Annotated in this window: 9 protein-coding genes and 1 pseudogene; 4 read left to right on the plus strand and 6 right to left on the minus strand. The window is 41.2% G+C overall.

What is annotated here, in order from left to right:
- Positions 1 to 17 precede the first annotated feature (17 nt).
- The 6 genes from QQK21_RS15740 to QQK21_RS15765 form a co-directional block, all read right to left on the minus strand.
- Positions 18 to 236 (minus strand): DUF2835 domain-containing protein, encoded by a 219-nt coding sequence (locus tag QQK21_RS15740; protein ID WP_284193136.1) that lies wholly within the window; start codon positions 234 to 236, stop codon positions 18 to 20.
- A gap of 81 nt (positions 237 to 317) precedes the next feature.
- Complete coding sequence (gene pepN, locus QQK21_RS15745; protein ID WP_284193137.1) at positions 318 to 2,924, minus strand: aminopeptidase N; 2,607 nt, start codon at positions 2,922 to 2,924, stop codon at positions 318 to 320.
- Between the two features lie 275 nt (positions 2,925 to 3,199).
- Positions 3,200 to 3,862, minus strand: a complete 663-nt coding sequence (locus QQK21_RS15750; RefSeq protein ID WP_284193138.1) for a hypothetical protein — start codon at positions 3,860 to 3,862, stop codon at positions 3,200 to 3,202.
- 125 nt (positions 3,863 to 3,987) lie between these two features.
- The gene (prc, locus tag QQK21_RS15755; protein WP_284193139.1) at positions 3,988 to 6,003 is read right to left on the minus strand and encodes a carboxy terminal-processing peptidase; all 2,016 of its coding nucleotides are present in this window, start codon (positions 6,001 to 6,003) and stop codon (positions 3,988 to 3,990) included.
- Between the two features lie 17 nt (positions 6,004 to 6,020).
- On the minus strand, positions 6,021 to 6,650 hold the full coding sequence (gene proQ, locus QQK21_RS15760) for an RNA chaperone ProQ (RefSeq protein WP_284193140.1): 630 nt from the start codon (positions 6,648 to 6,650) through the stop codon (positions 6,021 to 6,023).
- 99 nt (positions 6,651 to 6,749) lie between these two features.
- Entirely contained in the window at positions 6,750 to 7,223 is a 474-nt protein-coding gene (locus QQK21_RS15765; protein ID WP_284193141.1) for a GAF domain-containing protein, read from the minus strand.
- An 84-nt stretch (positions 7,224 to 7,307) separates the two neighbouring features.
- Here QQK21_RS15765 and QQK21_RS15770 point away from each other — a divergent pair, with 84 nt between their 5' ends.
- From QQK21_RS15770 to yebU, 4 genes and pseudogenes are all read left to right on the plus strand, one after another.
- Positions 7,308 to 9,104: an ABC transporter ATP-binding protein gene (locus tag QQK21_RS15770; protein WP_284193147.1), complete on the plus strand. Its 1,797-nt coding sequence runs from the start codon at positions 7,308 to 7,310 to the stop codon at positions 9,102 to 9,104.
- 33 nt (positions 9,105 to 9,137) lie between these two features.
- The gene (locus QQK21_RS15775) at positions 9,138 to 10,409 is read left to right on the plus strand and encodes a paraquat-inducible protein A (protein WP_284193142.1); all 1,272 of its coding nucleotides are present in this window, start codon (positions 9,138 to 9,140) and stop codon (positions 10,407 to 10,409) included.
- Positions 10,402 to 13,035: an MlaD family protein gene (locus QQK21_RS15780; protein ID WP_284193143.1), complete on the plus strand. Its 2,634-nt coding sequence runs from the start codon at positions 10,402 to 10,404 to the stop codon at positions 13,033 to 13,035. Before QQK21_RS15775 ends, QQK21_RS15780 begins: the two co-directional genes overlap by 8 nt.
- A gap of 88 nt (positions 13,036 to 13,123) precedes the next feature.
- A pseudogene (gene yebU, locus QQK21_RS15785) lies at positions 13,124 to 13,729 on the plus strand (16S rRNA (cytosine(1407)-C(5))-methyltransferase RsmF); the annotation flags it as partial.
- Positions 13,730 to 13,791: the final 62 nt, after the last annotated feature.

Below are 13,791 nucleotides of genomic sequence, written 5' to 3' on the forward strand. Positions count from 1 at the left end.
CTTATAGAATCAATTGCTCACAGCATTTCCAGCTTTATAAACTTATTATTTTGGTCAGTTGTCAGGCGAAAGCGTCCATTGAGACCAATTTGGCTAAGAAATGGACGAAATTTAATCGCAGAAAGCTGCAGCCGTAATCCATTTTCGGTAGTGACAAGGACATTACTCGCTACGCCACTGTAGTGAGCTAAGAAAGTTTGGTACGAGATGTTAAGTGAAAAATAGTACTGGTTCATTTACACAGTCGATTTTTTAGCTTTGTAGCAACGTATAGTAAAGCAGCAGCACATACAGTACCACTGCTTTATGCTTTGAGACTATGAGTCCAATGCTTTGCTTACCTTCTCAAACAGATCATTTGCAAGGTTATCCATGGCTCTTAACTTTTCTAGCTCCACTTTTATCATGCTTTGTCGTGTTTCATCATATTTGCGGAACTTAAGCAAAGGATCAATTAAACGAGAAGCAACTTGAGGATTACTTGTATTTAACTCTTTAAGGATTTTGCCCGCAAACAAGTATCCTTCTCCTGATTTTGCATGAAACTGTACTGGGTTCATGTTTAGGAATGAACCGATTAAATTCCTAATGCGGTTTGGATTTTTGAGACTAAATGATTCGTGATCCATTGTTGATTTGATGACTTCTAATGCGTTATCAGCAGGGTTAGACCCTTGTAGAGCAAACCATTTGTCCATAACCAGCCCATCGTGCTTCCACTTCTCACTGTAATCAGCCATCAATGTTTCACGGCATTCTAACTGAGCACTGTTTGCTGAACTCATTGCCGCAATTGTGTCTGTCATATTGTTTGCTGAGAAATATTGACTATTTATCAATTGATTACCATTGTCAGTGTAGGCGAGATAAGACAAGGCTGTATTACGTAGTGACCGCATGCCTATTGCTTGATGCGTAATGCTGTATTGTGCTTGTTGTAAAGTATGATAAAGCGAACTGAATTCGTCTTCCAATGCATTCGCTAGCTTAACTTTAATCGCTTTCAGCACTTTCGCAATGGCATCCACATCGACTCGATTGTACCAACCCGACACCTCGTTATGGCTTGGAAGAGTCATAACTTCAGCTATCAATGCAGGTTCCAATGTTTCGGACAGTAAAACCCCTCTAAAAGCATCGATTAAAGACGGGGGTAACGTAATATCTTTGTTGCCTTGCACGGCTGTGACATTGCTACGAATATATTTTGCCAACAGAGTTTGCCCTGCATCCCAACGGGAAAAATCATTTTTAGCCTGCGTCATTAAGAAGGCTAACTCGTCATCGCTATAGTCGTATTCCAATATTACGGGAGCAGAAAAATCGCGCAATAGCGAGGGTATCGGATTCTCTGTTACATTTTCAAAAACAAAAGTTTGCTTTTCTTCGGTGACGTTGAGGATGTTGCCCACCCTCACTCCGTTACATTGTAACTCTATAACTTGGCCATTGTTTGTATAGAGCTCTATATCTAAGGGGATATGTAATGGCTGCTTATCTTGCTGGTCGTGGGTAGCTTCTGTACTCTGAGACACGACCAGAGAATAAGTTTGTTTTTCCGAGTTATATTCACTTTCGATCGATACTGTTGGAGTACCCGATTGACTATACCACAATCTAAATTGTTTCAGGTCAACGCCGGAGGCGTCTTCCATTGCCGCGACAAAATCTTCGCACGTTGCTGCAGTACCATCGTGACGTTGAAAATATAACTTCATGCCCTTCTGAAAAGCTTCTTCACCCAGTAGAGTATGCATCATTCTTATCACCTCACTGCCTTTTTCATAGACAGTTAAGGTGTAAAAATTATTCATTTCAATGACTTTCTCAGGGCGAATGGGATGAGACATCGGGCTCGCATCCTCAGCAAACTGAGGGCCTCTAATAATACGGACATTATTAATCCGATTGACAGCCCGAGAGCCTAAATCTGATGAGAACTCTTGATCACGAAATACAGTTAGCCCTTCTTTAAGGCTTAACTGAAACCAATCTCTACAGGTTACTCGATTGCCCGTCCAGTTGTGAAAATATTCATGGCCAATCACCGCCTCGATGCCTAAATAGTCTGTATCAGTCGCCGTTTGCTCATTCGCTAAAACAAACTTAGAGTTAAAAATGTTTAACCCTTTGTTTTCCATCGCGCCCATATTGAAAAAGTCAACGGCCACAATCATGTAGATATCAAGATCATACTCAAGGTCAAAACGCTCCTCATCCCACTTCATAGAATTGATGAGCGATGTCATTGCATGAGAGGCTCTGTCAAGGTTCCCTTTGTCGACAAAAATTTCAAGTTCAACATTACGTCCTGATTTAGTAACGTATTTATCGCGTAGAACATCAAAGTCACCCGCGACTAGAGCAAATAAATAAGCGGGTTTGGGATGAGGGTCCTGCCATTGTACCCAATGGCGGCCATTTTCTAGTACCCCTTCTGCAATACGATTGCCGTTGCTCAACAAATACGGATATTGTGTTTTATCTGCGATGACTTTTGTTGTGTATTTTGCGAGTACATCCGGCCTGTCTAAATAGTAGGTAATTCTACGAAAGCCCTCTGCTTCACATTGAGTACAAAACGCACCGCCGGACTTATACAAACCTTCCAAAGCCGTATTGGCCTCCGGATCAATCTCAGTGACCACTTTTAGCTCGAATTCCTGCGGAAGCCCTGAGATAACGATCCCACCCTCAACTTGTTCAAATCTCGTCCATTTCTCTTCATTTACCTCAATACTTGTAAGTTTGAGGTGTTCACCATCTAGATGGAGAACATTATCTTGTTCAAGTTGGGTAACTTTTGAAACCGCTGTTACTTTAGTATTGTTGTCATAAAGATCAAAAACCAAATCAATGCTTGAAATTGTGTGTGACGGTGGTGTGTAATCTTTGCGGTACTTGGCTTGAGGTGTTTGAGCCATTTCGAAATCCTTCTAACTAATATGTCATGTAATGTGAGGTCTCTTACCAGAATGTGCAAGTAAATGGTCATCCGATGAACATTTATCCTAAAATTCGGCTTTGCTCTGACTTAGACAATTAAGAGGAAAAGAATAATCTGACAATTCTATGTATGCTGAAATAGGTGGCAGAAATTTATTCTCCTACGTGAAGAACAGATTACCCTTATCACAACAAAAAAACGAGATATTGTTTACCAATACCTCGTCTCCAACAGAAACAATTTGTGGTGGTGTTATCTCACGCGGTTAAGCACTGCATAGAGTGCTCCTTCTTCCATCTCCAAGGTGAGAATATCGCTATTTAAACTGTATCTCGTCTCATGTTCACCATTTTCGTACAGTAATACAAGATGTTCGCCTTCGGTGTAATACACCCCTTTGTGAATCGCTTCATCACCATCATCGTTGCTAACCCTAAACATAAACACAAAGTCAGGTTGTAAAATCAGGTCCATTTGCTGAACTTCACTGGTGACAAACTCTTCGCCACTCAACTGGGCACTAGACCACATTCCAGCCAAAGCATTTGATAACGCTTTCGTAAATACAACACCGTTTAAATTAAGCATATTGTGATTACTTGAATAGCTGTAAGTCTGAGGCTCTGGCGTATTCATTCCAAGGATAAGCGTATCATCGTTGGCCATATATAAACCTTCCCAATGGTCAACTGAGTAATCACGTTTTTGGATATCTATCTTAAAGCTGTATGTTGAATCCAAGTTCAATTTGATAGCCAAAAAATTTTCTTCAGATTGTTCTGGATTAGGGTTAACAAGATACCAATCACCGAGCAAAAATGGCTGATCAAACTGTGTTAAGTCACTGTTATCGCGTACTTCATTAGCAAGACAAGATAGACTTAAACATGTAAGCAAAAATCCGATCCATCTCATAGTGCACCTCGCTCTTTTCTTTAAGCTTAGGCTCTGAAGCACAAATATGCGAAAAATTTGGATCTAGCTCACGATAAATAAGAAAAAAGCGAGCTTTTTACAGCCCGCTTTCTCATCAGTTGAGGTTAAATGGTCTTCTTCTTCGATGCTTTAAGTATGTCGACCATTACTGCTACAGACTCATCAAGATATACGTCCGGAGCTTCATAGTCTTTGGGTACATCTTCAAGAGACTTATATGGTTTTTTTCCAAGTGTCTTTTGCCGATGATTGATACGTGCTAAACGGTCATCATCAGCCTTTTGACTTTCTTGCTTGCGCACTTTTTCACTGAGAGATAATTTGTTGTCATCTTTTTCAGCTTTATAACGAGCAATGTCTTCAGCTATAAACTTGAACTCAGGTTCACTCGCGACACGAGCTTGATGTAACGAATTAAGCTTTTTGATTAGCTTTTCGTTACGCTGTAACACCTTGTAGTTTGCCTTATCTATGCTATCCCATGGTAGAGCGTTATCTTCAACGCTTTCCCCTGTTTCACTATGCTCAACAGGCGTTGGGTAAGCAATGTCAGGAATAACGCCTTTGTTCTGAGTGCTGCCACCATCAATACGGTAGAATTTTTGTATTGTATACTGAACGTATCCTAGCTCTTTATCAAACAAGTCGTAAATGTGGTTCAGAGAACGATGTTGTTGTACCGTACCCTTACCAAAAGAGTTTTCACCTAGAATGATTGCGCGCCCATAATCCTGCATCGCAGCTGCAAAAATCTCTGATGCGGATGCACTGTACCTGTTAATCAAAACCGTCATTGGGCCATCATAACTCACTTCACCGTCCGTATCGCTATTTACATTTACCCTACCGTAGCTATCACGTACTTGAACAATCGGCCCACTAGTAATAAATAAACCGGATAAAGAGGTAGCTTCCGTAAGTGCCCCGCCTCCGTTGTTGCGCAAGTCCACTATGATGCCATCAATACCTTTTGCTTTCATTTCAGTAATGAGCTTATCAGTATCTTTGGCAAGACCAACATAGAAGCTTGGTACTTCTAAAACTCCGATTTTCTTGCCGTCTCGATCAATAATTTCTGACTTAACTGCACGATCTTCAAGGCGAATTTTATCTCTAACGATAGTGATGATATGTGCTTTTGCATCCTTACCTTCAGGTAAAACCTGTAGATTGACCTTAGTTCCTTTTGGTCCTTTAATCAGTTGTACGACATCATCCAGACGCCAACCAATTACGTCGACAATATCCTCACCATCTTGACCGACACCAATTATTCTATCACCTTCATCGATCTGCTTGCTTTTTGAAGCTGGACCTCCTGCAACTAGAGATCGAATGACAGTATAATCGTCCGTCATTTGCAATACTGCTCCAATGCCTTCAAGTGAAAGATTCATTTCTGTCTGGAACTGCTCTGCATTTCGCGGAGAAAGGTAGCTAGTATGGGGGTCGACTTCCCTTGCAAACGCGTTCATGTACAGTTGAAAAGCATCTTCGTTATGAGTCTGGCTTAGACGTTTTAGAGCATTGTTATAACGCTTACCCAAAACATCTTTGATTTCATCCCAATCTTTTCCAGTTAACTTTAGATTTAAAGCATCGTATTTAACTCGCTTTCTCCAAAGTTCGTCTAACTCTTGGTTATCTTTGGGCCAATCTGCCTTACTTCGATCTAACTGGATACTTTCATCAATATCGAATTTCATTTCTTTATCAAGCAGAGATAAAGCATAAACAAAACGTTCGTAACGGCGCTTCAATGAGATATTGTAAACATCAAATGCAACTTGATTGTCGCCAGATTTTAACTGATCATCTAACTTAGACGCCCACTTTTTAAACGATTGAATGTCAGACTGAGTAAATATATTTCGATTGAAATCTAAAGATTCGACATATCTTTGGAATATTGCCTCGGAGAGCTCATCATTTAATGTGAAATGTTTATAGTGAGAGCGAGTAAAGCGAGATGTTACTCGTTTACTTGCTGTTGAGTGCTGAGCTTCGGGCTCTAGCACTGGAAGATCGTCTAAAGCGATAGTTGCTTTTAGAGCATATGCTGGTGAGACTGCCAACCATAGGCTGGCAGTGATCAGCGACAATTTTGAACGGCATTTCATGCGTAGGAGTATCTCCTTTAAGCGCGCAGGTGCTCCGCTTTTACGACCATTTGTAGGCCATTTGGCAGTTGAACACGCACATCTTCCTTATTAATTTCAACGATAGTCGCAGCCATATTCCCCTTACCCATATTGACATTGACTTGATTACCAATTGTAATCTCTTCCACTGTCAGAGCTCTTGTTTCTGCGGGGGGACTGACTTCATTCACTTTGTTCTGTTGTGGACGACGGTTTTGTGGCTTTTTAGCTACTGGTTTTGCTTTTGCTTTGCTTTCTTCTCTCGCTTTTTGAGCCTGCTCTTTACGACGAGCCTGAACTTTAGCCTTGCTCTCTGCTAGTGCCGTTTTTGCATGTTCAACATGTTCTTCCTCTAACTCGCCTGCTGGATTACCATCAAGGTCCACACGAACAGCACCAGATTTAACACCATGTAGATAACGCCATGAAGAAGTATACTGTCTCAATGCTGCACGAATCTGGGTTTTACTTACCTTCGGGTCATCCGTAAGGCGATCCGCAAGATCTTGAAAAATACCAATTTTGAGCGGCTTAGCTTCACCTTCTAAAGTAAAGCACTTAGGGAAACATTCAGCAATATATGCAATCACTTCTTTGCTATTTTTTAACTTTTCAGTGTTTTCCATGGGGGGTCCTGGTTAGTGCGGTATCGTCCGCGAGCATTCAGATAAATATTTCAGGTATTATAGTGACCTGAAAACGAAAAACCACCGTCAATATTGAATTTATGTACTGATAGCGTGTGAATTAAGCAGCTTTTCTACTTCACTCATCAAAAATGTTAAACCTTGTTCATCAATTTCACCAAAACGGCTCAGTTGAGGGCTATCGATATCAAGGACCCCTGCAATGTTGCCACCAATTTGAAACGGAATGACTATTTCTGAGTTACTCGCAGAATCGCATGCTATATGTCCATCAAATTGATGCACATCATCAATCCTTAACCCCTTATTTTTGACGATTGCAGTACCACACACTCCTTGACCTACTGGAATTCTGACACAAGCAGGTTTGCCTTGGAATGGACCTAGAATCAATTCATTACCCTGTAACAAATAAAAACCTACCCAATTGATATTTTCCAGCTCCATATTCAACAAAGCACTCAAGTTGGCCAAGTTAGCAATGAGATTTTGTTCATTCTCTAAAAGAGCTATTGCCTGCTTGGTGAGACGCTCATAGTGTTCTATTTTCATACTAGTTTCCGAATTTAAAAGACTTGGCTAATGGAACAACGTACAATTAATCATACCTCTTCAAAAAAATGTAGCGTTACCAGCATGCCTCAAAGAGCAAATACCATTAGCCGTTCTTGGCTAATTACTCAAGTAAATAAGCACAAATCTCGACTTGTGATCGCAAATATTATCGCATTATTTGCAACCTTGCTCAGCGTACCCATTCCCCTATTGATGCCACTTATGGTTGATGAAGTATTATTGAATCAACCTGGCAAAGGTATCAAAGTGATGAATGTAATATTGCCAGAATATCTACACACTCCTACTGGTTACATCTTCTTGACTCTAGGGTTTGTGGTTCTATTGCGAACCGCGAGTCAAGCCCTCAATATTCTCCAAGGCCGTCAGTTTACACTGATCTCAAAAGACATCACTTATCAAATGCGCAGCAAAATGCTTGATAAACTCGGACGGATTAGTATGAAGCAGTACGAAACACGCGGTAGTGGTGGTGTCAATGCTCATTTGATAACTGATGTAGAGACGATAGATAAGTTTATTGGCGCGACATTAAGCAAATTCCTAATTGGGCTGTTGACTGTACTTGGAACCGCCTGCGTACTGCTGTGGCTAGAATGGCGTCTTGGTCTATTTATTCTTCTGGTTAATCCGATTGTAATTTATTTCTCTCGCAAACTTGGTAATAAAGTGAAGGATCTAAAATTGAGAGAGAATCAATCCTTCGAACGATTTCAAAACCGCCTCGTTGAAACTTTGGATGGAATTTACCAGCTAAGAGCAGCAAATAGAGAACGTGAGTTTTTAGCCGAGCTAAAACAACATGCCAATCAGATTCGTCTAGATGCAGATAAATATACTTGGCAATCAGAAGCAGCGGGACGCCTTTCTTTCCTTTTATTCCTCATCGGGTTCGAGCTATTTCGCGCCATCGCCATGCTGATGGTTTTATTTAGCGATTTAACCATAGGACAAATATTCGCTGTTTTTGGTTATCTATGGTTTATGCTAGGCCCAGTTCAGGAGTTGCTAAGTATTCAATTCTCGTGGTATAGCGCAAAAGCAGCGTTACAAAGAATCAACACTTTATTGGAGCTGGATGAAGAACAACGCCCTAAAAGTACAGTCAATCCATTTATTGGCAGTTCGAAAATCACCATAGATATAGAGAACGTTGACTTCTCTTACAATGACGAGTCCAAAGTCCTTAATCAGCTTAGTCTGCATATTCCCCCTGGCAAAAAGGTCGCGCTGGTTGGAGCAAGTGGCGGAGGGAAATCAACGTTGATTCAGCTTTTAATCGGCGTATATCGTCAGGATTCTGGGACCATTAGATTTAATGGTCAACCGACAGAATCTATAGGTTTTGACATAATACGGCAAAATATAGCTGTTGTATTACAGCAACCTATACTATTTAACGACACTTTAAGGCATAATTTGACTCTCGGGTCTGAGTTCGAAGATTCAGCTCTCTGGAATGCGTTAAAAGTAGCGCAATTGGATGATGTCACCAATCAACTAAGAGAAGGTCTAGACACGCAGGTAGGACGCAACGGCGTTCGTTTGTCAGGCGGGCAAAGGCAGCGACTAGCCATTGCTCGAATGGTCTTAACTAATCCTAAGTTTGTTATTTTGGATGAAGCGACGTCGGCACTAGACACATCAACAGAGGCGTCACTTCACCGAGCGCTAACCGAATTTTTGGATGGTCGAACGACTTTGATTGTTGCCCATCGTTTGTCAGCAGTTAAACAGGCTGATTTGATCTATGTTTTAGAAGATGGTCAAGTAACGCAGGCAGGAACACATGTTGAGTTGGTTAAACAAGAAGGCTTGTATCAAACTTTATATGGTAGTACTCAATCTCACGCGTAAACATATGTATTGTCAATACTGTAGGTGGATATAATGGTTCTTTCCGCCTCAGAGCTTAATAATGCTCAACAGCGAGTATCACGCACTCGATTATGTCATGGCTGTGAGCTTCCGATCGATTCTATCTCTTTAGAGAGAGGTAAAAGTGCATACTGCCCTCGTTGTGGTATGCACCTCTATAAAGGCGGAGCTCCGTCGCTCTCTGGTAATTTGGCCATTGCCGTAGCGTGTCTTCTGTTGTTTGTACCATCGCATCTGTTTGCATTTATTAGCATTCGTTTGTTTGGTGTCATGATACCCGCTACCTTACCCTTAGGAATTCTTACACTCTATAACGAAGGCTTTATTTTCCTTTCATTATTGATATTTTTCTGTTGCTCTGTCGCTCCCTTTATGCTGTGCGTTTCTGTGTTGGCTGCACATGTCTCACTAAAACTCTGCCATTTTAAAGCATTAAAATATTCTCTTTACACGATTAAACATCTGAAAGCTTGGGTTATGATAGACGTATTTCTTGTGAGCATTGCAGTGTCTTGCTTTAAACTCCAAGACTATTCAGACATACATATAGGTGTTGGTCTCTACGGTTTTATTCTGCTTCAGTTCATGACAGTACTTTTAGTCAGTCGAGTCAATGTTCGTAGTTACTGGGAGAAATATAGGTCTGAGCAAAGTTACCATTTTCATCATAAAGATATGCATTGCCTTCATTGTCAACTTTCACAGCCAAGTAATACGGTTTGTGTTCGTTGCCATAAACCCATGTTTCGGCGTAAGCCACACTCTATTCAAGCAACTTGCGCATACATTGCTGCATCAGCTATTGCCATTTTTCCCGCTAATTTAATTCCTATATCAATCCTGATTACCAATGGTCGGCGGATGGAGGATACTATTTTTTCAGGGGTTGCATCACTGGTAAAAAGTGGTATGTGGGGAATAGCCATTATCATTTTTGTCGCGAGCATCATTGTTCCGGTAGCAAAAATTTTGGGCTTGTCCTATCTACTGCTCTCGATCAAGTTCAAAAATTCGTTGTACGCTCGTCAAAGAATGACTATTTATTTCATCATTAAATGGATAGGTCGTTGGTCAATGATGGACTTATTTGTCATTTGCATCATGATGACCGTCATTGACCGAGGACAGATTCTCGACTTTACACCCGGTGTAGGTGCCGTGGCATTTGGTATGGTTGTCTTATTCACCATGTTTGCAGCAGAAAGTTTTGATCCAAGGCTGATTTGGGATGATCAATCTATAGGGTCCAAAGTAGAAGATAGAAAAGAGACATCAAATGGCTAACTCAACATCAAATCAACCTTCATATTCACCCAAAGTTAGGCGTAGCAATAAAGTGTCTCCGTTATGGTTGCTTCCTACCTTGGCTTTGATATTAGCTGGCTGGCTCGTTTTCAAAGCGATTGAGGACGCGGGTGAGCGTATTCAAATTCATTTCTCAGATGCGCAGGGCCTTGTTGCTGGCAGAACAACAATCCGCTATAACGGGCTCGAAGTTGGTATAGTGCGAGATGTTAAATTATCCGACGATCTATCAAGTATTTACGTTGAAGCTGATATCTATCCTGAAGCCACAAGGCTCCTCTCTCAGAGGACTTTATTTTGGATGGTAAAGCCAACTGCAAACTTATCTGGTATTTCGGGCCTAGACGCACTTGTCTCTGGTAACTATATAGCCATTCAACCTAGTGATATTCCAAGTGAGCCAGAAACAAAGTTTAGTGCTTTAGAACGTCCTCCTGCAGACATTAGAGCACCTGAAGGTCTTAATATTACTCTCAGAGCAGATGACCTTGGTGGAATCTCCATTGGATCGCAGATTGTTTACAAAAAAATTCCGATTGGAGAAGTTTATAGTTATCAACTGGATGAAGAGGAAAAATATGTCCTTATCCATGCTTCAATTCATGATGAATACAAAAATATCATTACCGATAAAAGTCGCTTTTGGAATGTCAGCGGTATTGGTGCGACATTTGGGATGCAGGGAGTTGATCTAAAAGTCGATAGCCTGAGTTCATTAATTGGTGGGTCAATTGCTGTAGATTCTCCCGATGGTGGCGAGCCTGTCACAGATCATAGTCGATTCAGATTATATCGCGACTTAAAAACAGCAGGTCGAGGTATTCCGATAAAAATCACACTCCCAGACGATAATGATATCAGCCCGTCAGGCGCACCTATCATGTACCGTGGTATCGAAATTGGCCAGATTAGTGACCTACAATTTAGTAATGGTCGTAAAGACATTGTTGCGCTAGCAGCTATTGAACCTGCATTTTCTGATATGTTGACAACGGGTAGCCATTTTATTCTTGAAGAAGCAAAAGTGTCTCTTTCCGGTGTTAAAAATATCTCTAACTTATTAACAGGCAACTACCTAACTTTAGTCTCAGGAAAAGGTGAGAAATCTCGCTTTTTTACTGCGATAAAAAAGGATGAGTTTAATCAAAAACAGCCCGATTCTATCACCATAACGCTCGTCGCAGATAATGCCTTTGGACTTGAAGCTGGCGTGAACGTTCTTTTCAAGGGTATTTCCGTTGGAGAAGTTACGAAAGTTTATTTGGTTGAAAACAAGGTTCATATCAACCTGCTTATTAGCAAAAATTATACTTCTTTGATAAAAACAGAAAATCGTTTTTTCGTCACAGGTAGTGCGACGGCTGAGTTAACAGACTCAGGACTTAACATTTCTGTTCCACCCGCTAAACAATTGCTCACTGGCTCTATAAGCTTCACCAGTGAGGGCAAAAATTATCCGCGAAAAGAATATGTCTTGTACCCCAGTAAATCCCTTGCAGATATAGCTCAATACAACGTTTCTGGGTCAAAAACTATTACGTTATTTGCGGAACAATTACCACCTGTGAGTAAAGGAAGTCCCCTACTCTACAAAAATCTGAAGGTGGGCCGTATTGCGGATTTTAGTCTTATAGAAAGTGGCGTACTGGTTAAAGTAAATATCGAAAAACAGTACCAACATTTACTTAATGAGAATACCGTTTTTTGGAATTACTCTGGCGTAGAAGTTGATGCGGGTCTGCAAGGCTTAAACATAAAAGCCGCGCCCTTGAAAACTCTTATTCAAGGCAGTATTGCTTTCGACTCTCTGCCAAGTGTTGAAAACAAGCGAGGTGACCATTGGTTATTGTATCAAGATTTCCGTACTGCCCGAGAATATGGACGGACCATCACACTGCAAGCCAAAGGTGAAAACCAAGTCTCAAAAGGGACCAGTGTGAAGTACAATGGGATAAAAGTGGGCGAAGTCATCTCAGTTACTCCGAATTTCAAACAAGAAACAATGACAATAAAACTGCGTTTGCTTCCTGAATACGCGGACATTATCACGAAAGAAAGCAGTTACTTTTGGATAGCTCAACCGAAACTTGAGTTAAGTGGTGTTAAGAATTTGAGAAACTTTTGGGCGCCGGCAATCAGCGTAAAACCAGGCACTGGTCAATCTAGATTTGAATTTGATTTACACAAACAACCTTCGGAAACAGACGGCATCCTATTCACATTGCAAAGTGAAACGCTCGGTGCCGTGACCATAGGTACGCCAATTTTATTTAGAGAAATAGAAGTTGGCCGTGTCATCGAAGTGGGACTTGGTGAGCTTGCTGACCGAGTGGTATCCACAATCTCAATAGAACCCAAGTACGCCTATCTAGTCAGAGCCAACAGTGTTTTTTGGAATACATCAGGTGTGGATGTTTCCATTGGCCTTGGTGGTGCAAACATCAAATCAGGAACAATCGACAGCATAATCAAAGGGGGGATCACCTTTTCAACACCTGAGAATGTTCCTCTTCAACCTATCGCCGTGCAGGGTCAGTCTTTCTTTTTGTACTCAACGCCAGAAGAAACTTGGAAAAAATGGCGAACCCCCATTCCCAAGCCATAAAGACATAACAATAAAAACGCAGTGTAAGACTGCGTTTTTTCATTTGATCCGTTATAATCTTGAGTCTTTAAGCGCACGAGACTTTACTTTGCATCAAAATGTCTATTTGCCTGAAGAGTTTCTACAAGAAATGCAGGCCATCATGCCAAATACTTTGGATATTTCGGACTTTATTTCCGCGTGCCAACGGCCACTTCGTAAAAGCATTCGAATTAATACCATTAAAATTTCTGTTGAAGAGTTTACTCACCGAGCTTTAGAAAAAGGCTGGCAACTATCGCCTATTCCTTGGTGTAAAGAAGGTTTTTGGATCGAAGCAGATGAATCTATTACTCCACTAGGTAATACTGCAGAACATATGTGTGGCCTATTTTATATCCAAGAAGCAAGCTCCATGATGCCCGTATCTGCCTTATTTGAAGAGGCCAATCATGAGTTCACACGTGTACTTGATATGGCTGCTGCGCCTGGCTCCAAAACATCACAAATCGCCGCAAAAATGGAAAATTGTGGCATACTAGTGGCCAACGAATTTTCTTCAAGTCGCCTTAAAGTATTGCACGCTAATATTGAACGATGTGGAATACGTAATGCAGCTCTCAGCAATTATGATGGGCGAGTGTTCGGTGGTTGGCTGCCCGAAACTTTTGATGCTGTTCTTATCGATGCACCATGCTCTGGCGAAGGGACTGTGTGTCATTACTGAGGGATCTTGACGGGATAAATACCATTCGACTCTGTCGTATCCTTACATTC

The organism is Vibrio zhanjiangensis (assembly GCF_030161235.1).
GTDB classification, from domain to species: Bacteria; Pseudomonadota; Gammaproteobacteria; order Enterobacterales; family Vibrionaceae; genus Vibrio; species Vibrio zhanjiangensis.

Bases quoted from the DNA above. Each gene is read 5' to 3' on its own strand.
- QQK21_RS15740 (WP_284193136.1), bottom strand. From the start codon at position 236: ATGAACCAGTACTATTTTTCACTTAACATCTCGTACCAAACTTTCTTA.
- pepN (WP_284193137.1), bottom strand. From the start codon at position 2,924: ATGGCTCAAACACCTCAAGCCAAGTACCGCAAAGATTACACACCACCG.
- QQK21_RS15750 (WP_284193138.1), bottom strand. From the start codon at position 3,862: ATGAGATGGATCGGATTTTTGCTTACATGTTTAAGTCTATCTTGTCTT.
- prc (WP_284193139.1), bottom strand. From the start codon at position 6,003: ATGAAATGCCGTTCAAAATTGTCGCTGATCACTGCCAGCCTATGGTTG.
- proQ (WP_284193140.1), bottom strand. From the start codon at position 6,650: ATGGAAAACACTGAAAAGTTAAAAAATAGCAAAGAAGTGATTGCATAT.
- QQK21_RS15765 (WP_284193141.1), bottom strand. From the start codon at position 7,223: ATGAAAATAGAACACTATGAGCGTCTCACCAAGCAGGCAATAGCTCTT.
- QQK21_RS15770 (WP_284193147.1), top strand. From the start codon at position 7,308: ATGCCTCAAAGAGCAAATACCATTAGCCGTTCTTGGCTAATTACTCAA.
- QQK21_RS15775 (WP_284193142.1), top strand. From the start codon at position 9,138: ATGGTTCTTTCCGCCTCAGAGCTTAATAATGCTCAACAGCGAGTATCA.
- QQK21_RS15780 (WP_284193143.1), top strand. From the start codon at position 10,402: ATGGCTAACTCAACATCAAATCAACCTTCATATTCACCCAAAGTTAGG.